This window comes from Pseudomonas sp. EpS/L25, assembly GCF_001512295.1.
Taxonomy (GTDB): Bacteria; Pseudomonadota; Gammaproteobacteria; order Pseudomonadales; family Pseudomonadaceae; genus Chryseomonas.
On the sequence record NZ_LNUP01000015.1, the window covers coordinates 383,451 to 401,034 of the forward strand.

Annotated in this window: 18 protein-coding genes and 1 tRNA gene; 8 read left to right on the forward strand and 11 right to left on the reverse strand. The window is 66.5% G+C overall.

Annotated features, from left to right (window positions below):
• Positions 1-196: 196 nt before the first annotated feature.
• Positions 197-565, forward strand: coding sequence for a hypothetical protein (locus AR540_RS18305; RefSeq protein ID WP_059230737.1), 369 nt, complete (start codon positions 197-199; stop codon positions 563-565).
• 795 nt (positions 566-1,360) lie between these two features.
• On the opposite strand, the gene AR540_RS18315 is transcribed toward AR540_RS18305, so the two are convergent.
• Positions 1,361-1,651 (reverse strand): VOC family protein, encoded by a 291-nt coding sequence (locus AR540_RS18315; RefSeq protein WP_236712088.1) that lies wholly within the window; start codon positions 1,649-1,651, stop codon positions 1,361-1,363.
• Positions 1,652-1,775: 124 nt separating this feature from the next.
• On the reverse strand, positions 1,776-2,651 hold the full coding sequence (locus AR540_RS18320; protein ID WP_059230741.1) for a LysR family transcriptional regulator: 876 nt from the start codon (positions 2,649-2,651) through the stop codon (positions 1,776-1,778).
• Positions 2,652-2,753: 102 nt separating this feature from the next.
• Between AR540_RS18320 and AR540_RS18325 the strand changes: the two genes are divergently transcribed.
• Complete coding sequence (locus AR540_RS18325; RefSeq protein WP_059230743.1) at positions 2,754-3,941, forward strand: MFS transporter; 1,188 nt, start codon at positions 2,754-2,756, stop codon at positions 3,939-3,941.
• A gap of 109 nt (positions 3,942-4,050) precedes the next feature.
• Complete coding sequence (locus AR540_RS25785; protein WP_177339255.1) at positions 4,051-4,566, forward strand: hypothetical protein; 516 nt, start codon at positions 4,051-4,053, stop codon at positions 4,564-4,566.
• A gap of 5 nt (positions 4,567-4,571) precedes the next feature.
• Here the strand turns inward: AR540_RS25785 and AR540_RS18340 are convergent, their stop codons facing one another.
• The 9 genes from AR540_RS18340 to AR540_RS18380 form a co-directional block, all read right to left on the reverse strand.
• Positions 4,572-5,450, reverse strand: coding sequence for a LysR family transcriptional regulator (locus AR540_RS18340; RefSeq protein ID WP_059230744.1), 879 nt, complete (start codon positions 5,448-5,450; stop codon positions 4,572-4,574).
• A gap of 170 nt (positions 5,451-5,620) precedes the next feature.
• Entirely contained in the window at positions 5,621-6,721 is a 1,101-nt protein-coding gene (ychF, locus tag AR540_RS18345) for a redox-regulated ATPase YchF (RefSeq protein WP_059230747.1), read from the reverse strand.
• 41 nt (positions 6,722-6,762) lie between these two features.
• Entirely contained in the window at positions 6,763-7,347 is a 585-nt protein-coding gene (gene pth, locus AR540_RS18350) for an aminoacyl-tRNA hydrolase (RefSeq protein ID WP_059230749.1), read from the reverse strand.
• Positions 7,348-7,381: 34 nt separating this feature from the next.
• On the reverse strand, positions 7,382-8,002 hold the full coding sequence (locus AR540_RS18355; protein ID WP_059230751.1) for a 50S ribosomal protein L25/general stress protein Ctc: 621 nt from the start codon (positions 8,000-8,002) through the stop codon (positions 7,382-7,384).
• A 262-nt stretch (positions 8,003-8,264) separates the two neighbouring features.
• Positions 8,265-9,206, reverse strand: a complete 942-nt coding sequence (locus AR540_RS18360) for a ribose-phosphate pyrophosphokinase (protein WP_017641089.1) — start codon at positions 9,204-9,206, stop codon at positions 8,265-8,267.
• 41 nt (positions 9,207-9,247) lie between these two features.
• Positions 9,248-9,322 (reverse strand) — tRNA-Gln (locus tag AR540_RS18365).
• A gap of 25 nt (positions 9,323-9,347) precedes the next feature.
• Entirely contained in the window at positions 9,348-10,208 is an 861-nt protein-coding gene (ispE, locus tag AR540_RS18370) for a 4-(cytidine 5'-diphospho)-2-C-methyl-D-erythritol kinase (protein ID WP_059230753.1), read from the reverse strand.
• Entirely contained in the window at positions 10,205-10,825 is a 621-nt protein-coding gene (gene lolB, locus AR540_RS18375) for a lipoprotein insertase outer membrane protein LolB (RefSeq protein WP_059230755.1), read from the reverse strand. The genes ispE and lolB overlap by 4 nt, the downstream gene beginning before the upstream one ends.
• Positions 10,822-12,546: a tetratricopeptide repeat protein gene (locus AR540_RS18380; RefSeq protein ID WP_059230757.1), complete on the reverse strand. Its 1,725-nt coding sequence runs from the start codon at positions 12,544-12,546 to the stop codon at positions 10,822-10,824. The genes lolB and AR540_RS18380 overlap by 4 nt, the downstream gene beginning before the upstream one ends.
• A 245-nt stretch (positions 12,547-12,791) precedes the next feature.
• Between AR540_RS18380 and hemA the strand changes: the two genes are divergently transcribed.
• From hemA to murI, 5 genes are read left to right on the forward strand one after another with little or no spacing between them, the layout of a single operon-like run.
• Complete coding sequence (gene hemA / locus AR540_RS18385) at positions 12,792-14,060, forward strand: glutamyl-tRNA reductase (protein ID WP_059230758.1); 1,269 nt, start codon at positions 12,792-12,794, stop codon at positions 14,058-14,060.
• Entirely contained in the window at positions 14,057-15,139 is a 1,083-nt protein-coding gene (prfA, locus tag AR540_RS18390) for a peptide chain release factor 1 (protein WP_059230761.1), read from the forward strand. The genes hemA and prfA overlap by 4 nt, the downstream gene beginning before the upstream one ends.
• Positions 15,140-15,142: 3 nt before the next feature.
• Complete coding sequence (prmC, locus tag AR540_RS18395; RefSeq protein ID WP_059230763.1) at positions 15,143-15,973, forward strand: peptide chain release factor N(5)-glutamine methyltransferase; 831 nt, start codon at positions 15,143-15,145, stop codon at positions 15,971-15,973.
• On the forward strand, positions 15,967-16,722 hold the full coding sequence (locus AR540_RS18400) for a molybdopterin-synthase adenylyltransferase MoeB (protein WP_059230766.1): 756 nt from the start codon (positions 15,967-15,969) through the stop codon (positions 16,720-16,722). The genes prmC and AR540_RS18400 overlap by 7 nt, the downstream gene beginning before the upstream one ends.
• Positions 16,715-17,506 carry a glutamate racemase gene (murI, locus tag AR540_RS18405; RefSeq protein WP_059230767.1) on the forward strand — a complete coding sequence of 264 codons (792 nt, stop codon included), beginning with the start codon at positions 16,715-16,717 and terminating at the stop codon, positions 17,504-17,506. The genes AR540_RS18400 and murI overlap by 8 nt, the downstream gene beginning before the upstream one ends.
• The last annotated feature ends 78 nt before the right edge of the window (positions 17,507-17,584 follow it).

A 17,584-nucleotide genomic window follows, 5' to 3' on the forward strand; every position in this document is an offset into this window, starting at 1 on the left:
TTGTAGTGGTTGTGCCGCCAGCCTCCACCCGCCCGGCTTACCGGAACCTTAAGGTGGACATCACCATCTTCCCGACCTGACCGGGGGTAGCCCGCGGTCGCCATCAGCCGCATCGATAAGCGCTATCCGCCGGTACGATTTATGGAAGAGGGGGTTGGCTTTCTACGATGGCTCCATATCGTTCGGAGCCACTCCCATGTCCCTCGCCGCCTTCCGCACCGCCCTCCGCCTGCTGGCCTGTGCCGGCTTTCTCGCCCTGCTGGCCGGCTGTGCCAGCTCCCACACCGCCTACCTGCAGGACGGCCGCACGGCCTACCTGGTGCAGTGCAACGGGGTGTTCGGCAGTTGGTCCGGCTGCGCCAGCGAAGCGGCGGCGCGCTGCTCCACCGGCAGCTACCAGGTGCTGGCCCGCAATCACCTGGACGGCGCCAGCGAGGCCGAGGCCGAGGCCAGCGTCGCCGGCCAGTCCTACCGGGTACGCAACCTGCTCGTGCAGTGCCAGGGCGAGCAATTCGCCTGGCGCGTCGGCACCTTCGTCCGCCGCCTGCCGGTGAGCGAGGGTTGAGGGTGGCTCAGGAGGCTACCGGGCGTTCGGCCATTGGCGGTGAAGGCAGGGCGCGAAGTTGTCGTTACTAACGGACCAGGATATGACGGCTGATCGCGATCTGGCCGTGGCTGATGGAGTTGATGGAGCTGACCGGGCTGATCGCCTGCCCGGATAGCCCCCTCACCCTTTGGAATAGGGTTGGAGTGAGGGCGCGCCGCGCAACGCCGTCACCCGTGGAAAAGGCTGCGCCGTTTTTCCACGCTACGGCTCTGCTTGCGATCTTGCCGGCGCTGAGGGAACTGATCGCCTGCTCAGATAGCCCCCTCTCCCCCCTGGGAGAGGGTTGGGGTGAGGGCGCGCCCCGCGCAACGCCGTCACCCGTGGAAAAGGCTGCGCCGTTTTTCCACGCTACGGCTCTGCTTGCGATCTTGCCGGCGCTGAGGGAGCTGAACTCCTGCTCGGCTAGCCCCCTCTCCCCCTGGGAGAGGGTTGGGGTGAGGGCGCGCCGCACAACGACGCCACCCCTGGAAAAGGCTGCGCCGTTTTCCACGCGACGACGCTACGGCACTCCGGTGTTTTGTTGATCGCGGCCATGGACCGCTCCGACGGTTACCTCGAGCCTGTAGGAGCGGCCCATGGCCGCGATAGGCGATCAAGACAGTGACTCCTACAGTTGATCCCGTACCCGCAGGAGTGGCCGCAGCGGTAGACCGCCACGGCGATCAGACCGTGGCTCTCGCCCTGCGCCAAGCCCTCAGGCATGCGCCAGGAAATTCAACAGCCGCCCCCCGGGATCGCGGACGAAGAAACGCCTCACCCCCAAGGCTCGGTCACCGGGCCGTACTCCGGCGCGTAGCCCGCCCGTTCCAGTCGACGCAAGACCTCGTCCAGGTCGTCGACTTCCAGCGACAGCTCCGGGACCGGCGTGCCCGAGCCACCTTCCACCGCGAAGCTGACCTGGGGCCTGCTCTGGCCCGCGCCGACGAAGGTCAGGAGCCAGCCGTGATCCATCGCCAGCGTCAGGCCCAGCACTTCACCGTAGAAGGCCTTCATGGCGGCCAACTGTTCGGTCGCGAGGTTCGGCAGGATACGCGTGATCTTCATGGCTGACGTCTCCCCGGGATGGACCTGGAAGCTTGGCAAAGCGCTGAATCCTGGCAGCGGGGTACGGCCCGGTACAGCGCAGTGACGACCGAGCTGCCAGGCGCATCGGTACCTTCGTCGAGCGCTAGTCGCCCAGCGCCTCTGCCACGATCTGCAGGAACTCCCGGGTCGCCGGCGTCGGCAGCCGCGACCAGATGGCATAAACGTTACGCTGCGGCGCATCGCTCACCGGCACGCAGGCCAGGCCGCTGAAGGTCAGCGCCAGGCTGCGTGGTACCAGCCCCACCGCCAGGCCGCGGCGGACGAAGCGTTCCAGCAGCTGCATGTGGCTGGTCTCGAAGCGTACCCGATGCGGCAGGCCCAGGGCGGCGAAGGCTTCGTCGGTCTGCCGCCGCGCGCCGCTGCCGGCCGGCAGATCCACCAGTGGCAGATCCACCAGCTCGTGCAGCGACAGCCTGTCCCGCCCCGCCAGGGCATGCGCCGCGGGCAGCACCGCCACCAATTCCTCGCTGAGCAGCAGACGACTTTCGATCCCCTCCAGCCGCACCTGCCGCGAGACGCCGATCAGGGCGAAATCCAGCTGCCGCTCCCGCACCGCCGCCAGCAGCGTCTCGCTCTTGTCCTGGCGCAGCTCGATGTCCACCTGCGGATGGCGGGCGTGGAAGGCCGCCAGCAGCTCGACGATGTCCAGGCGCGGCACCGAGGAGATCAGGCCCACCGTCAGGCTGCCACGAATGTCGCCCACCGTCGCCGCCACGTCCTGCTGCAGCCGCTCCACCGCTGCCAGCACCTGGCGCGCATTGACCAGCAGCGCCTCGCCCGCCGGGGTGATCCGCACCTGGCGCGGCAGCCGTTCGAACAGGGTGGCGCCCAGCTCGGCTTCCAACCGGGCGATCTGGTGACTGAGGGCCGACTGCACCACATGGCAGCGCTCGGCGGCACGGGTGAAGTGCCGTTCCTCGGCCAGGGCCACGGCGAATTCCAGTTGCTTGAGAGTCATGGTGCTATCTTTAACTGAGATCGAAGTCATCTTAACGATTCATTTAACCGATGGCTGCTGTTGTCCGATACTCACCACTCTTTCCTGTTCCGGACCTCACGGATGTCGACTCCCACGCCACCCCTCAGCCGCTGGCTGACCCTGCTCATGGCCGTCGCCACCGGCATCGCCGTGGCCAGCAACTACTACAACCAGCCGCTGCTGCACACCATCGCCCAGCGCTTCGACCTCAGCTACACCCAGGCTGGCAGCATCGTCACCACCGCCCAACTCAGCTACGCCGCGGGACTCCTGCTGCTGGTGCCCCTGGGCGATCTACTGGAGCGGCGGCGGCTGATCGTCACCATGAGCGTGATCGCCGCCGCCGGCCTGGCCCTGAGCGCCACCGCCACCAGCCTGCCCTGGCTGCTGTTGGGCACCGCCATGACCGGGCTCTTCTCGGTGGTGGCCCAGGTGCTGGTGCCCTTCGCCGCGACCCTGGCCGCGCCGGAGCAGCGGGGCAGGGCGGTGGGCACGGTGATGAGCGGCCTCATCCTCGGCATCCTGCTGGCCCGTACCGTGGCCGGGGCGCTGTCGTCCCTCGGCGATTGGCGCACCGTCTACGCCGTGGCCGCCGGCCTCATGCTGGCCACCGCCCTGGCCCTGCGCCTGGCGCTGCCGCGCTACCAGCAGTCGGCGGGCCTGAGCTATCCGCGACTGCTGGGCTCGGTGTTCGTGCTCCTGCGCGACGAACCCCTGCATCGCTTGCGTACCCTGCTGGGTTTTCTGGGCTTCGCCGTCTTCGCCGTGTTCTGGACGCCCCTGGCCTTCCTGCTCGCCGCCGAGCCCTATGGCTTCAGCGACGGCACCATCGGCCTGTTCGGTCTTGCCGGCGCGGTGGGGGCCCTGGCCGCCAACCTGGCCGGGCGCATGGCCGACCAGGGCAAGGGCAGTCTCGCCACCAGTATCGGCCTCCTGTCCCTGACGCTCGCCTGGCTGCCCCTGGCCCTCGCCCAGCACTCCCTGGCAGCGCTGCTGCTCGGCATCCTGGTGCTGGATCTCGCCGTGCAGCTCAGTCACGTCAGCAACCAGAACGTGGTCTATCGGCTGCGCCCGGAAGCCCGTAGCCGCCTCAACGCCGGCTACATGACCGGCTATTTCCTCGGCGGCTCCCTCGGTTCGCTGCTGTCGGCGCGGCTGTACGAACACTTCGGCTGGACCGGTGTGAGCCTGGCCGGCTGCCTGCTGGCGGCCACGGCCTTGGGTGTCTGGTGCCTGTTCCTGCTGCGTCAAGGCCAGGCACGGGGCTAGTCCTGGGCGATCATCAGCGCGGTCGATGATCGCTATCCCGCGAGACGATTTCTAGGCGAGGGCCAGGCTGGGGACAATGAGTCCACACCCACCCGACAAGGTACTCGCCATGAAAACCCTCACCGCACTCTTCGCCGCCACCCTGCTCACCGCTGCCGTCGTCCAGTCGGCCCAGGCGGAGAAGAGCGCCCTGCGTCCCCTCGGCTCGCTGATCGAAAAACACCAGCAGACCGACCGCACCCTGGCCGAGAATGGCGCCGACCGCAGCTTGCAGCCCTCTATCGAGCGCCAGCAGCAACGCCTGGAGCCGCGTCGCGCCCTGGCCGAGAACGGCGCCGACCGCAGCTTGCAGCCCTCTATCGAGCGCCAGCAGCAGCGCCTGGAGCCGCGCCGCACCCTGGCTGAGAACGGCGCTGACCGTAGCCTGCAGCCCTCGATCCAGCGCCAGCAGCAACGCCTGGAGCCGCGTCGCGCCCTGGCCGAGAACGGCGCCGACCGCAGCTTGCAGCCTTCTATCGAGCGCCAGCAGCAGCGCCTGGATGGCCAGCGCCTGGCCGCGGACGGTGCCGAGCGCACCCTCCAGCAATGGCCGCAGCGCCAGCCGACCCGTGGCGCCGTGGCGTGAGCCGGCTAGATCATCAGTCGGTCGCGCAGATAGTCCGAGAACAGCTGGACGATGCGCGCCGACTGGCGATGCTGGGGATAGACCGCATAGACCGCGGCACTGGGCAGGGTGAAGTCCTCCAATACCTGCACCAATGTCCCGGCGGCCAAGGCGTCCCCGATGATGAAGGTCGGCAGCACCGCTACCCCCTGGCCGGCAATGGCCGCATCCCGCACCACCTCCCCGTTGTTGGCCCTGAGCTGACCCTGCATGGGCAGCACCAGTGGCTTGCCCCCGCGCTGGAAACGCCATTCCACCTGGCGACCATGGCCATAGAGCAGACAGCTGTGCCTGGCCAGATCCTCCGGCTGCGCCAGCGGCGGCGCCTTCTGTAGATAATCCGGACTGGCACAGGTCACCAGCTGCATCTCGGTCAACCGCTTGGCGATCAGGCTGGAATCGGCCAGGGTGCCGATCCGGATCGACATGTCGTAACCCTCCGCCAGGAGATCCACCGCCCGGTCGTTGAGATCCAGCTCCAGGCGAATCTGCGGATAGGCGGCAAGAAAATCCGGCAGCAAGGGGCTCAGGTGCAGCGTGCCGAAGGTCATGGGCGCACTCACGCGCAATACGCCCTGGGGCACCGTGCGCCGGCTGGACAGCAGCTCCTCGGTATCGTTGACGTCCTCGAGAATCTTCACCGCCCGCTCATAGAGCAGCACCCCCAGCTCGGTCGCCTGCAAGCGCCGCGTGGTGCGATTGATCAACCGCACGCCAAGGCTCTCTTCCAGCAACAGGGTCCGCCGGCTGACGAACTGCTTGGACAGCCCCAGCTTGTCGGCGGCAGCGGTGAAGCTGCCCTCGTTCAGGGTGGTGACGAACAGGCGCAGGTCATCGAAATTCATGGCGGCATCCAGGCGGCGGGTAGCGCTTTCGCGGGCGGTCGATTGGCGGTCATTGTGCCAAATCAATGCCCCGTGAACCGTGCCTTTGCGCTTTGACAGCTAACCTGCGCGCAAAAGAAAACCCCCTCCTTACCTTGCGGTGAGGAGGGGGCTCTGAGGTTCGCTGTTGCTTAGACGTTGAAGCGGAAATGCATGACATCACCGTCCTTGACGATGTAGTCCTTGCCTTCCAGGCGCCATTTGCCGGCTTCCTTGGCACCGTTCTCGCCCTTGAAGGCGATGAAGTCGTCGTAGGCCACCACTTCGGCGCGGATGAAGCCTTTCTCGAAGTCGGTATGGATGGCCGCGGCCGCCTGGGGCGCGGTGGCGCCGACGCGCACGGTCCAGGCGCGGACTTCCTTCACCCCGGCGGTGAAGTAGGTCTGCAGGTTGAGCAGCTCGTAGCCGGCGCGGATCACCCGGTTCAGGCCCGGCTCTTCCATGCCCATGGATTCGAGGAACATCTGCTTTTCCTCGTCGTCGTCCAGTTCGGCGATCTCCGCTTCGATCTTGTTGCACACCGGCACCACCACGGCGCCTTCTTCCTCGGCGATGGCGCGGACCACGTCCAGGTGTGGATTATTCTCGAAGCCGTCTTCGGCGACGTTGGCGATGTACATCACTGGCTTGCTGGTCAGCAGGTGGAAGCTGCGCACCAGGCGCTTCTGCTCTTCGTCCAGCCCCTTCAGCAGGCTGCGGGCAGGCTTGCCGGCCTCGAAGTGGGGGATGAGCCGTTCCAGCAGGGCCTTCTGCGCCAGGGCTTCCTTGTCACCGCCCTTGGCGTTGCGGGTGACGCGCTGCAGCTGCTTCTCGCAGCTGTCGAGGTCGGCGAAGATCAACTCCAGGTCGATGACCTCGATATCCCGCTTGGGATCCACCGAGTTGGCGACGTGAATGACGTTCTCGTCTTCGAAGCAGCGCACCACGTGGGCGATGGCATCGGTCTCGCGGATGTTGGCGAGGAACTTGTTGCCCAGGCCCTCACCCTTGGACGCGCCCGCCACTAACCCTGCGATGTCGACGAACTCCATGGTGGTAGGGATCACCCGCTCGGGCTTGACGATCTCCGCGAGGGCGTTCAGCCGCGCATCGGGCATGGGCACGATGCCGCTGTTGGGCTCGATGGTGCAGAAGGGAAAGTTTTCCGCCGCGATACCGGATTGGGTCAGGGCATTGAACAGGGTGGACTTGCCGACGTTGGGCAGGCCGACGATGCCGCAATTGAATCCCATGGTGTGTGTCCTCGCGGAAGAAAAGGAAGAGGGTAGGGTGGTCAGGCCTTGCGGCTGTGCAGGCGCTGCATGGCGCGGGTCAGGTCACCGGCCAGCAACTCCGGTACCACCTCCAGGGCGGCATCGATGCTGGCGTCGAGCAGTTCCTGCTCGCTGCGCGGTGCGCGGCCCAGCACGAAGTTGGACACCAGGCTGGCATGGCCCGGATGGCCGATGCCCAGGCGCAGGCGCTGGAAACCGTTCTGATTGCCGAGCTGGGCGATGATGTCACGCAGCCCGTTGTGGCCACCATGGCCGCCGCCGGTCTTGAGACGCGCGGTGCCGGGTGGCAGGTCGAGTTCGTCGTGGGCCACCAGGATGGCTGCCGGCGGGATGCGGAAGAAGCCGGCGAGCGCCGCCACGGCCTGGCCGCTGCGGTTCATGTAGGTGGTGGGAATGAGCAGACGAACGTCGTTGCCCGCGTGGCGAAAGCGCCCCACGAGGCCATGGTACTTGCGGTCGGCAGCCAGGCTCGCGCCCTGGGCGGCAGCCAAACGCTCAACGAAGAGGGCCCCTGCATTGTGCCGGGTCTGGTCGTATTCGGGGCCTGGATTACCCAGGCCGACGATCAGTTGAACGGCAGTCATGTCAGGGGCCCTTATCGGTCAGGCGTGCGCGAGCTTACTCGGCAGCGCCTTCTTCGGCACCGTCAGCTGCTTCTTCACGGATGCGCGGCAGGTGGATGCTGGCAACCGGCAGATCGCTGCCGTGGGCCAGGGACACCAGCTCGACGCCAGCCGGGACCTTCAGGTCGCTCAGGTGAACGATCTGGTCCAGCTCGACCTTGGCCATGTCGACTTCGATGAATTCCGGCAGGTCTTTCGGCAGGCAGGAGACTTCGACTTCGTTGACGGTATGCAGGATCTCGCCACCTTGCTGCTTCACGCCCACGGAAGTTTCCTGGTTCATGAAGTGCAGGGGTACGTGAGCGGTCAGCTTCTGGTCGGCGATGACGCGCAGGAAGTCGGCGTGCATGACGTAGCCCTTGGAGGGGTGACGCTGCAGGGCCTTGACCAGGACGCTTTCGTTGCTGCCACCGACCTTCAGGGTGATGACGCTGGCGAAAGCGGCTTCGCTTTCCAGCATCTTGGCCAGGTCCTTGCCGACCAGGGTGATGGACGTCGGGGCCTTGTCGCCACCGTAGATCACGGCGGGAACGTTACCGGCGTTACGACGCAGGCGGCGGCTCGCACCTTTCCCCAGGTCGGAACGCACTTCGGCATTCAGAGTGAAATCAACCATTGTGAATCTCCAGGATAAGGAATCGGCGGGCGAGAACTTGCGACCAGTTCCTGCGCCCTACCGACTAAAAAGCCCCGGTAGACCAAGATGGCCTTCCGGGGCGCTTCCAGAGCGGCTGTTCCAGAAGCATTTCAAGACCTGCTGCGCGTCGGTCAAACTGCATTGAAAAGGCCTTCGGAATGCTCATTTACCATTCGTAAACTCCGCTTCCTCAGGCCTTTTCGCCTTGTTTGTCTCTAGCTCGCGAGGTCTTGAACCGCTTCTAACGGAACATCGCGCTGATGGATTCTTCGTTACTGATCCGGCGTACCGCCTCGGCCACCACTGGCGCGATGTCCAGCTGGCGGATCCGGCTGCAGGCCTGGGCCGCGGCGGACAGCGGAATGGTGTTGGTCACCACCAGCTCGTCCAGCACGGAGTTATCGATGTTCTCGATGGCACGGCCCGACAGCACTGGGTGGGTGCAATAGGCCAGGACCTTGGCGGCGCCGTGTTCCTTCAGGGCCTTGGCCGCATGGCACAGGGTGCCGGCGGTGTCGACCATGTCGTCGACCAGCACGCAGGTGCGGTCCTGGATGTCACCGATGATGTGCATCACTTCCGACTGGTTGGCCTTGGGACGACGCTTGTCGATGATCGCCAGGTCCACACCCAGGCTCTTGGCCACGGCACGCGCACGCACCACGCCGCCGATATCGGGGGAGACGATCATCAGGTTTTCGAAACGCTGGTCTTCGATGTCGTCCACCAGGGCGGGGGAGCCGTAGATGTTGTCCACGGGAATATCGAAGAAACCTTGGATCTGGTCAGCGTGCAGGTCGACGGTGAGCACCCGGTTGATGCCCACCACGGTCAGCATGTCGGCGACGACCTTGGCGCTGATGGCGACCCGCGCGGAACGCGGACGGCGATCCTGGCGCGCATAGCCGAAATAGGGGATGACTGCGGTGATACGCGTCGCCGAGGAGCGGCGGAAGGCATCGGCCATCACCACCAGTTCCATCAGGTTGTCGTTGGTCGGCTCGCAGGTCGGCTGGATGATGAAGACATCCTTGCCACGCACGTTCTCGTTGATTTCGACGCTGATCTCGCCATCGGAGAACTTACCGACAGAGACGTCACCGAGAGGGATGTGCAGCTGGCGCACGATGCGCCGTGCCAGATCGGGGTTGGCGTTCCCCGTGAAGACCATCATCTTGGACACGCTGCAGTTCCTGCGGCTTGAGGTGGGTCTTGGAAGGAAAATGGCAGGGGCGGCTGGATTCGAACCAACGCATGGCAGGATCAAAACCTGCTGCCTTACCGCTTGGCGACGCCCCTGTATCTTGCTGAGTACTAGCTGTACTCATTCTCTGGTCAGACTTGCCAGCGCTCGGTGCAACATCGAAACGTTGCTGCCTTTGGCTACGAAGCCTGGAAGTGATGCTGGTAGCTGGCTCGCTACTGTATCAGCTTCGGTCTTACTTGGAAAGCTTCCAAATATGCAACCTCCAGTGCCGGTTAATCTAGCTGAAACAAATTTGTTTAGCAAGATCAAAGCGTTACGAATTTCTGGGTAACGCTTCTCGACCGTACTCTGGCAGTCATTCCGACCTGTCCACTCGAGAACGGCGCAAACTTTAATGGCGGGAGTGTCACGTGTCAACAGCGGATCGGAAAAAATTTCTGCAGTACTAACAGAGACTTGCGGCACGGCCACCAGATACCAGGGTTCCGGTGGTGAAACGGGGGTGAGCTTTTCCCCCACGCCCTCGGCGAAGGCAGCCTGGCCGCGAACGAATACCGGGACGTCGGCGCCCAGGCGCAAACCCAGGGTGGCCAGATCGTCGAGGCTGGCGCCGAGCCCCCAGAGGTGATTGAGGCCGAGCAGGGTGGTGGCGGCATCCGAGCTGCCGCCACCGATGCCGCCGCCCATGGGCAGGCGCTTGGTCAGCCAGAGATCGGCGCCGCGGGTGATACCGCCTTCCTCTTGCAGCAGGCGGGCGGCGCGCAGGATCAGGTTCTGTTCCGGAGCGACTCCGGGCAGGCCGTCGTGCAGCTCGAGGGCGCCGTCGTCACGCGCGGCGAAGCCCAGGTCGTCGCCCCAGTCGAGGAATTGGAAGAGCGTCTGCAGTTCGTGATAGCCGTCCGGCCGGCGACCGAGGATGTGCAGGAACAGATTGAGCTTGGCCGGCGCCGGCAGGGTGAAGGCGGGTGCCGCGGTCATTTGCCCAGCTCGCGCGGCTGCCAGCTCTTCACCACCAGGATGACTTCCAGATCCTTGCCAGTGAGTTTGAGGCGCTCGGGCAAGGTATAGCCGTTCTGTTCGGTATAGCGGCTGTATTCGACGGTCCAGCCGTCCTGCACCAGGCGCGCCAGGTGGCTGTCGGCGTCCAGAGTCAGCTGGCTGCGGCTGTCCGGTGCCGGCAGGCCGCGGACCCACCAGAGCAGGTGCGAGACCGGCAGGCGCCAGCCGAGTTGCTGTTCGAGCAGGGCTTCGGGAGAGTCGGCCTGGTAGCTGCCCTGGCCGGAGACGTCGAGGGTGACGGCACCCGGACGACCGGTGAGGCGGGTGGCGCCGCGCCCCAGGGGGCCGGCCAGGCGGATGTCGTAGTAGTCCTGGCGCTGCAGCCAGAACAGGGTGCCGCTGCCGGAATCGCGCGGGGCACGGATGCCGACCTTGCCGTCGATCTGCCAGCCGTCGAGGGCGGCGATGCGCTGCTTGTGGGCTTGCCACTGGGCAGCGTTGCCCTGGCCTTCCACGGCCTCCTGGCGAGAGGTGCTGGCGCAGCCGGCCAGCAGGGCGAGCAGGAACAGGGTGAGGAGGGTACGCACGCGGATCATCGGAGGGTTTCGCTTCCAGTCAGGCGTTTGAGGGTGCTGCGCAGGATGGTGTCGTCGGCATCGGCGTCGAGACCGGCGCGCCAGACCTTGCGGGCTTCGCTGCGCTTGCCCCGGGCCCAGAGCACCTCGCCGAAGTGGGCGGCCACCTCGGCATCGGGGAAGCGTTCGAAGGCCTGGCGCAGGTAGCGCTCGGCGTCGGCCAACTGGCCCTGGCGATAGCGGACCCAACCCATGCTGTCGAGGATGGCCGGATCGTCCGGGCTCAGCTGGTGCGCCTTGTCGATCAGCTGGCGCGCCTCGGCCAGGCGGGGGGTGCGATCGGCCAGGGTGTAGCCCAGGGCATTGAGCGCCATGGCGTTGTCGGGGTCGTGGGCGATGATGTAGCGCAGGTCGCTCTCCAGCTGACCGAGATCGCCGCGCTTCTCCGCCAGCATGGAGCGGACGTAGAGCAGGTTGAGGTCGTTGGGGTACTGCTGCAGGGCCTGCTGCACGGTCTGGTCGGCGAGGGCGAGCTGGTCGGCGCTGGCCAGGCCTTCGGCCTCGAGGAGGTACAGCGGCACGGCGTATTCGCTCTGGCGCTTGCGGGCCTCGGCCAGGCGCTGGCGTGCCTCGACGGTGCGGCCGGCACCGAGCAGGATTTCCGTCTGGCGCTGCTGGGCGGCCAGGTAATCGGTACCCGGACCGACCTGGGCGTATTCGGCCAGGGCCTGCTCGGGCTGGTCGAGCTCTTCGTAGCTGCGCCCCAGGTTGAGGTGCGCGGCGTCCACATGGCTGCCGCGGGCGACCAGCTCCTTGAGGTAGACCTGGGCTTCCTGCCAGGCCTGGGCCTCCAGGCAGACCAGCGCCAGGGAGAATCGGAGGTCGTCGTCATCGGGGAACTGGCTGACCAGCTCGGCGAATTCGCGCTTGGCCTGGTCCAGGCGATCCAGCTCCACCAGCAGGCGCGCATGGGCCAGGCGCAGGCGACGGTCTTCCGGATGCTGGCGAATGCCGGCCTCGAGCAGCGGCAGGGCCTCGGCGCTGCGATCCTCGCTCTGCAGCAGGCGGGCCCGCAGCAGCAGCGGGGCGACTTCGCGCTTGGCCGCCGGATTGCGCTCCAGCAGTTTCAGGGCTTCGTCGGCACGACCGTCCTGCTGCAGCAGCAGCGCCTTGCCGAACAGCAGCTGGCCGTTGTGCGGGTACTTGGTCAGCAGTCGGTCGAAGCTCTTGAGCAGGCCGGCGCGGGTGGTCTCGTCGGTTTCCGCCGCGGACAGGGCGAGGAAGTCGAAATGGGTATCGCCCTGGCCCTGGAGCACCTTTTCCATGTAGACCATGGATTCGTCATAGCGCCCGGCGCGGGCCAGCATGATGGCGGCGGCGCGCTGGGCGTCCAGGTTGTCCGGGGCGTTGCGGGCCCAGATCTGCGCGGTTTCCAGCGCCGGGGTGTCCGCGCCGAGGTACTCGGCGATGCGGAAGGCCCGTTCGGCCACGCCCGGATCCTGGGTCGACTTGGCCTGCTCGACGTAGTTGGTCAGGGCGATGTCGAACCTATTGCGCTGGCCGGCCAACTCGGCGACCAGCAGGTCGTAGAGGGTGTCTTCGCGAAAGGAGCCGGCCGGTTGTGGCGTGCTCGTCTTGGCGGTGGGCGCAGGAATGGCGGCTTCGGGCGTCGGCTGACGGCCGAGATTCTGGCAGCCGGCGAGCAACAGGGCGGTCGTCAGCAGCGCGAGGTATCTGGTCATAGGGTCGGGGCGGCCTTTTTACAGTCGGTCCATCATGCCACAAGAGTCGCCGTGGCCGCGTTGCCCACGCGTGGCGACGCGCACGGGAAGTGCGGTGGTCGAGGCTGTTGACGCCTTTTGTCCGGCAAGATTCATTCGCCCAGGCTATGACGGCCATTGTCCGACGGCTCGTCGCTGCTGGTTGTCGCCACCGCCCGCGCGTAGGACAATGGCCGGCTTTCCTATCCGTTCGACTGCTTGCGTCCATGGCCTTTCTCGCGCTCGGCATCAATCACAAGACCGCCTCGGTTGAGGTGCGCGAACGTGTGGCTTTCACTCCGGAGCAGACGGTCGAGGCCCTGCGCCAGCTGGAGCAGGCCACCCACAGCCGCGAAGCGGCCATTCTCTCCACCTGCAATCGCAGTGAACTCTACCTGGAGGTGGAGCCCAGTCTGGCGGAAGCCGTGCTGGCCTGGCTCGCCCAGTATCACCGGGTGCCGCTGGAGGATCTGCGCGCCAGCATCTATTTGCATCAGGACGAAGCCGCGGTGCGCCACATGATGCGGGTGGCCGCGGGCCTGGATTCCATGGTGCTGGGCGAACCGCAGATCCTCGGCCAGTTGAAGTCGGCCTATGCCGTGGCGCGCGAGGCCGGCACCGTCGGCCCGCTGCTGGGACGGTTGTTCCAGGCCACCTTCAATACCGCCAAGGCGGTACGCACCGACACGGCGATCGGCGAGAACCCGGTGTCGGTGGCCTTCGCCGCGGTCAGCCTGGCCAAGCAGATCTTCAGCGACCTGAGTCGCAGCCAGGCGCTGCTGATCGGCGCCGGCGAGACCATCACCCTGGTCGCCCGCCATCTCCACGATCAGGGCGTACGCCGGATCGTGGTCGCCAACCGCACCCTGGAACGTGCCAGCCACCTGGCGGAAGAATTCGGCGCCCATACCGTGCTGCTGGCCGATATTCCCGACGAACTGGTCAACAGCGACATCGTCATCAGCTCCACCGCCAGCCAGTTGCCCATCCTCGGCAAGGGCGCGGTCGAGCGGGCACTCAAGCAGCGCCGGCACAAGCCCATCTTCATGGTCGACATCGCCGTCCCACGCGACATCGAGCCGGAGGTGAGCGAGCTGGAAGACGTCTACCTCTATACGGTGGACGACCTGCACGAGGTGGTGGCGGAGAATCTCAAGAGTCGCCAGGGCGCCGCCCAGGCCGCCGAGAAGCTGGTGCTGGCCGGGGTCGAGGACTTCATGCAGCGGCTGCGCGAGCGCGCCGCGGTGGACGTGGTCCGCGCCTATCGCCAGCAGGGCGAGCAGATCCGCGACGACGAACTGGCCCGTGCCCAGCGCCTGCTGGCCAACGGCGCCGATCCTCAGGAAGCCCTGGCGGCCCTGGCGCGTAGCCTGACCAACAAGCTGATGCACGCGCCCAGCGTGCAGCTCAAGAAACTATCCGCCGAGGGACGCGTCGATGCGCTGACCCTGGCCCAGGAACTCTTCGCCCTCGACGAGGGTTTGGACAAGACATGAAGACCTCTCTGTTGCACAAGCTCGACGGTCTGCAGGATCGTTTCGAGGAACTGACGGCGCTGCTCGGCGACGCCGAGGTCATCAGCGACCAGACCCAGTTCCGCGCCTATTCCAAGGAGTACGCCGAACTCGAGCCGGTGAGCCAGGCGTTCAGCGAGTATCGCAAGGTGCAGGCCGACCTGGAGGGCGCCCAGGCGCTGCTCAAGGACAGCGATCCGGACCTGCGCGAGATGGCCGAGGAAGAGGTCGCTACCGCCAGGGCGCGGCTGCAGGAGCTGGAGGACGAGTTGCAGCGCATGATGCTGCCCAAGGACCCCAACGATGGGCGCAACGTCTTCCTGGAAATCCGCGCCGGTACCGGTGGCGACGAGGCGGCGATCTTCGCCGGCGACCTGTTCCGCATGTATTCGCGCTATGCCGAGCGGCAGGGCTGGCGGCTGGAAGTGCTGTCGGAAAACGAGGGCGAGCACGGTGGCTTCAAGGAAGTCATCGCCCGGGTCGAGGGCGACAACGTCTACGCCAAGCTCAAGTTCGAGTCCGGTGCGCACCGGGTGCAGCGGGTGCCGGAGACCGAATCCCAGGGTCGCATCCATACCTCGGCCTGCACCGTGGCGGTACTGCCCGAGCCCGACGAGCAGCAGGCCATCGAGATCAACCCGGCCGATCTGCGCGTCGATACCTATCGTTCCTCCGGCGCGGGCGGTCAGCACGTCAACAAGACCGACTCCGCCGTGCGTATCACCCACCTCCCCACCGGCATCGTGGTGGAGTGCCAGGAAGAGCGCTCGCAGCATAAGAATCGCGCCAAGGCCATGGCCTGGTTGTCGGCCAAGCTCAACGATCAGCAGGATGCGGCGGCGCACAAGGAGATGTCCGATACCCGTCGGCTGCTGGTGGGTTCCGGTGACCGCTCCGAGCGCATCCGCACCTACAACTTCCCCCAGGGGCGGGTCACCGATCACCGCATCAACCTGACGCTCTACTCCCTGGGTGAGGTGGTGAACGGCGATGTCCAGCAGGTGATCGACCCGCTCCTGCAGGAGTACCAGGCCGATCAACTGGCGGCGCTGGGAGACTGACCCATGGCCACCATCGGCGCCTTGCTGCGCGAAACCCAGTTGCCGGACTCGTCCAGCGCTCGCCTCGACGTGGAGCTGCTGCTGGCCGCCGCCCTGGGCAAGCCGCGTAGTTACCTGCGCACCTGGCCGGAAAAGCTGGTGTCGCGCGAGGTCTTGGCGCGCTTCCAGGCCGATCTGGAGCGCCGCCGCCAGGGCGAGCCGGTGGCCTACATCCTTGGGCAGCAGGGCTTCTGGTCGCTGGATCTGGAGGTGAGCCCCGATACGCTGATTCCCCGCCCGGACACCGAGGTGCTGGTGGAGACCGCCCTCGCGTTGCCGCTGGCCGACGAGGCCCGGGTGCTGGATCTGGGAACCGGTACCGGCGCCATCGCCCTGGCCCTGGCCCATGAACGGCCGCGCTGGCAGGTCCTCGGGGTGGATCGTATTCCCGCCGCAGTCGAACTGGCCCGTCGCAATGCCGAGCGCCTGCGCCTGGGCACTGTCCGCTTCGTCGAGAGTCATTGGTTCAGCGCCCTGGAAGGCCAGCGTTTCGCGCTCATCGTCAGCAACCCGCCCTATATCGCCGGTAGCGATCGTCATCTGGACGAGGGCGACGTGCGCTTCGAGCCGCGCAGCGCCCTGGTCGCCGGCGCCGATGGCCTGGACGACATCCGCGACTTGATCATGGCAGCACCCGCCCACCTGCAGCCCGATGGCTGGCTGTGGCTGGAGCATGGCTTCGAGCAGGCCGCCGCGGTGCGCGAGCTGCTGGAGCGCCAGGGCTTCCGCGCGGTCGAGAGTCGGCGCGACCTGGGCGGTCACGACCGGATCAGCGGAGGCCGTTGGTCATGCTGAGCGACCGTGAGCTGCTGCGCTACAGCCGGCAGATCCTGCTGGCCCAGGTGGACATCGCCGGACAATTGCGCCTGAAAGCGGCCAAGGTGCTCATCGTCGGGCTCGGCGGCCTGGGCTCGCCGGTGGCACTCTATCTGGCTGCGGCCGGCGTGGGCGAATTGCACCTGGCCGACTTCGACTGCGTCGACCTGAGCAATCTACAACGTCAGGTGCTGCACGACGAAAGCCTGATCGGCCAGGGCAAGGTGGATTCCGCCCTGCAACGCCTGGCAGCGCTCAATCCCGAGGTGCGCCTGCTGCCGCTGCGCGAGGCGCTGGATGCCGACAGCCTGCAGGAGCGGGTCGCCGCGGTGGATCTGGTATTGGATTGCTCGGACAACTTCACCACCCGCACGGCGGTGAACGCCGCCTGCGTGGCCACCGGTCGCCCCCTGGTGAGCGGTGCGGCCATCCGCCTGGAAGGCCAACTCAGCGTGTTCGATTCGCGCCGGGCCGACAGCCCCTGCTACCACTGCCTCTATGGCGAGGGCAGCGAAGCCGAACTCAGTTGCAGCGAAGCCGGGGTGCTCGGCCCGGTGGTTGGACTGGTAGGCAGCCTGCAAGCGCTGGAAGCCCTGAAACTGCTGGCCGAATTCGGCGAGCCCCTGATTGGTCGCCTGCTGCTGGTGGATGCAGCGGGTAGTCGCTTCCGCGAATTGCGGGTCAAGCGCGATCCGGGTTGCCCGGTATGCGGCGCCCGCCATGGCTGACGAGGCACCGGTCGGGGTCTTCGACTCGGGCGTCGGCGGCCTGTCGGTGCTGGCGGAGATCCACCGGCTGATGCCGGCGGAAACCCTGCATTACGTGGCCGATTGCGGCCACATCCCCTATGGCGAGAAAACCCCGGAATACATCCGCGAGCGCTGCCAGGTGATCGCGGCGCGGCTGCGCGAGCAGGGTGCCAAGGCACTGGTGGTGGCCTGCAACACTGCCACGGTGGCCGCGGTGGCCGATCTGCGCGAACGCTATTCCGACTGGCCCATCGTCGGCATGGAACCCGCGGTCAAGCCGGCGGCGGCGGCCACGCGCAATGGCGTGGTCGGGGTCCTGGCGACCACCGGCACGCTGCAGAGCGCCAAGTTCGCCGCCTTGCTCGACCGCTTCGCCCATGGCGTCCAGGTACTTACCCAGCCCTGCCCGGGCCTCGTGGAGCAGGTCGAACGCGGCGATCTGCACGGCCCCCAGACCCGCCGGCTGCTGCAGGGGTTCGTCGAGCCGCTGCTGGCAGCCGGCTGCGACACCCTGATCCTGGGTTGCACCCACTATCCCTTCCTGCGTCCGTTGTTGGCCGAGCTGGTGCCACCCGAGGTCATCCTGGTGGACACCGGCGCCGCCGTGGCGCGCCGGCTGCAGAGTCTGTTGGCGCTCGGCGGGCGGCTCGCGCAGGGGCCGGCCGGTCCGACCCGTTTCTGGACCTCGGGCGATTCCGTCGAGCTGGCTGGGGTACTGCCCCAGCTATGGCCGGCGGGCGCCGAGGTACAGGCGTTCGTCTGACTATCCGTCAGGGTTTCGCTCGCCAAAGTCTTTTCCAGCGATTAGCATCCGACCTTGTAGGTAAAAAAGTCTTAGCCT

Bases quoted from the DNA above. Each gene is read 5' to 3' on its own strand.
- AR540_RS18305 (WP_059230737.1), top strand. From the start codon at position 197: ATGTCCCTCGCCGCCTTCCGCACCGCCCTCCGCCTGCTGGCCTGTGCC.
- AR540_RS18315 (WP_236712088.1), bottom strand. From the start codon at position 1,651: ATGAAGATCACGCGTATCCTGCCGAACCTCGCGACCGAACAGTTGGCC.
- AR540_RS18320 (WP_059230741.1), bottom strand. From the start codon at position 2,651: ATGACTCTCAAGCAACTGGAATTCGCCGTGGCCCTGGCCGAGGAACGG.
- AR540_RS18325 (WP_059230743.1), top strand. From the start codon at position 2,754: ATGTCGACTCCCACGCCACCCCTCAGCCGCTGGCTGACCCTGCTCATG.
- AR540_RS25785 (WP_177339255.1), top strand. From the start codon at position 4,051: ATGAAAACCCTCACCGCACTCTTCGCCGCCACCCTGCTCACCGCTGCC.
- AR540_RS18340 (WP_059230744.1), bottom strand. From the start codon at position 5,450: ATGAATTTCGATGACCTGCGCCTGTTCGTCACCACCCTGAACGAGGGC.
- ychF (WP_059230747.1), bottom strand. From the start codon at position 6,721: ATGGGATTCAATTGCGGCATCGTCGGCCTGCCCAACGTCGGCAAGTCC.
- pth (WP_059230749.1), bottom strand. From the start codon at position 7,347: ATGACTGCCGTTCAACTGATCGTCGGCCTGGGTAATCCAGGCCCCGAA.
- AR540_RS18355 (WP_059230751.1), bottom strand. From the start codon at position 8,002: ATGGTTGATTTCACTCTGAATGCCGAAGTGCGTTCCGACCTGGGGAAA.
- ispE (WP_059230753.1), bottom strand. From the start codon at position 10,208: ATGACCGCGGCACCCGCCTTCACCCTGCCGGCGCCGGCCAAGCTCAAT.
- lolB (WP_059230755.1), bottom strand. From the start codon at position 10,825: ATGATCCGCGTGCGTACCCTCCTCACCCTGTTCCTGCTCGCCCTGCTG.
- AR540_RS18380 (WP_059230757.1), bottom strand. From the start codon at position 12,546: ATGACCAGATACCTCGCGCTGCTGACGACCGCCCTGTTGCTCGCCGGC.
- hemA (WP_059230758.1), top strand. From the start codon at position 12,792: ATGGCCTTTCTCGCGCTCGGCATCAATCACAAGACCGCCTCGGTTGAG.
- prfA (WP_059230761.1), top strand. From the start codon at position 14,057: ATGAAGACCTCTCTGTTGCACAAGCTCGACGGTCTGCAGGATCGTTTC.
- prmC (WP_059230763.1), top strand. From the start codon at position 15,143: ATGGCCACCATCGGCGCCTTGCTGCGCGAAACCCAGTTGCCGGACTCG.
- AR540_RS18400 (WP_059230766.1), top strand. From the start codon at position 15,967: ATGCTGAGCGACCGTGAGCTGCTGCGCTACAGCCGGCAGATCCTGCTG.
- murI (WP_059230767.1), top strand. From the start codon at position 16,715: ATGGCTGACGAGGCACCGGTCGGGGTCTTCGACTCGGGCGTCGGCGGC.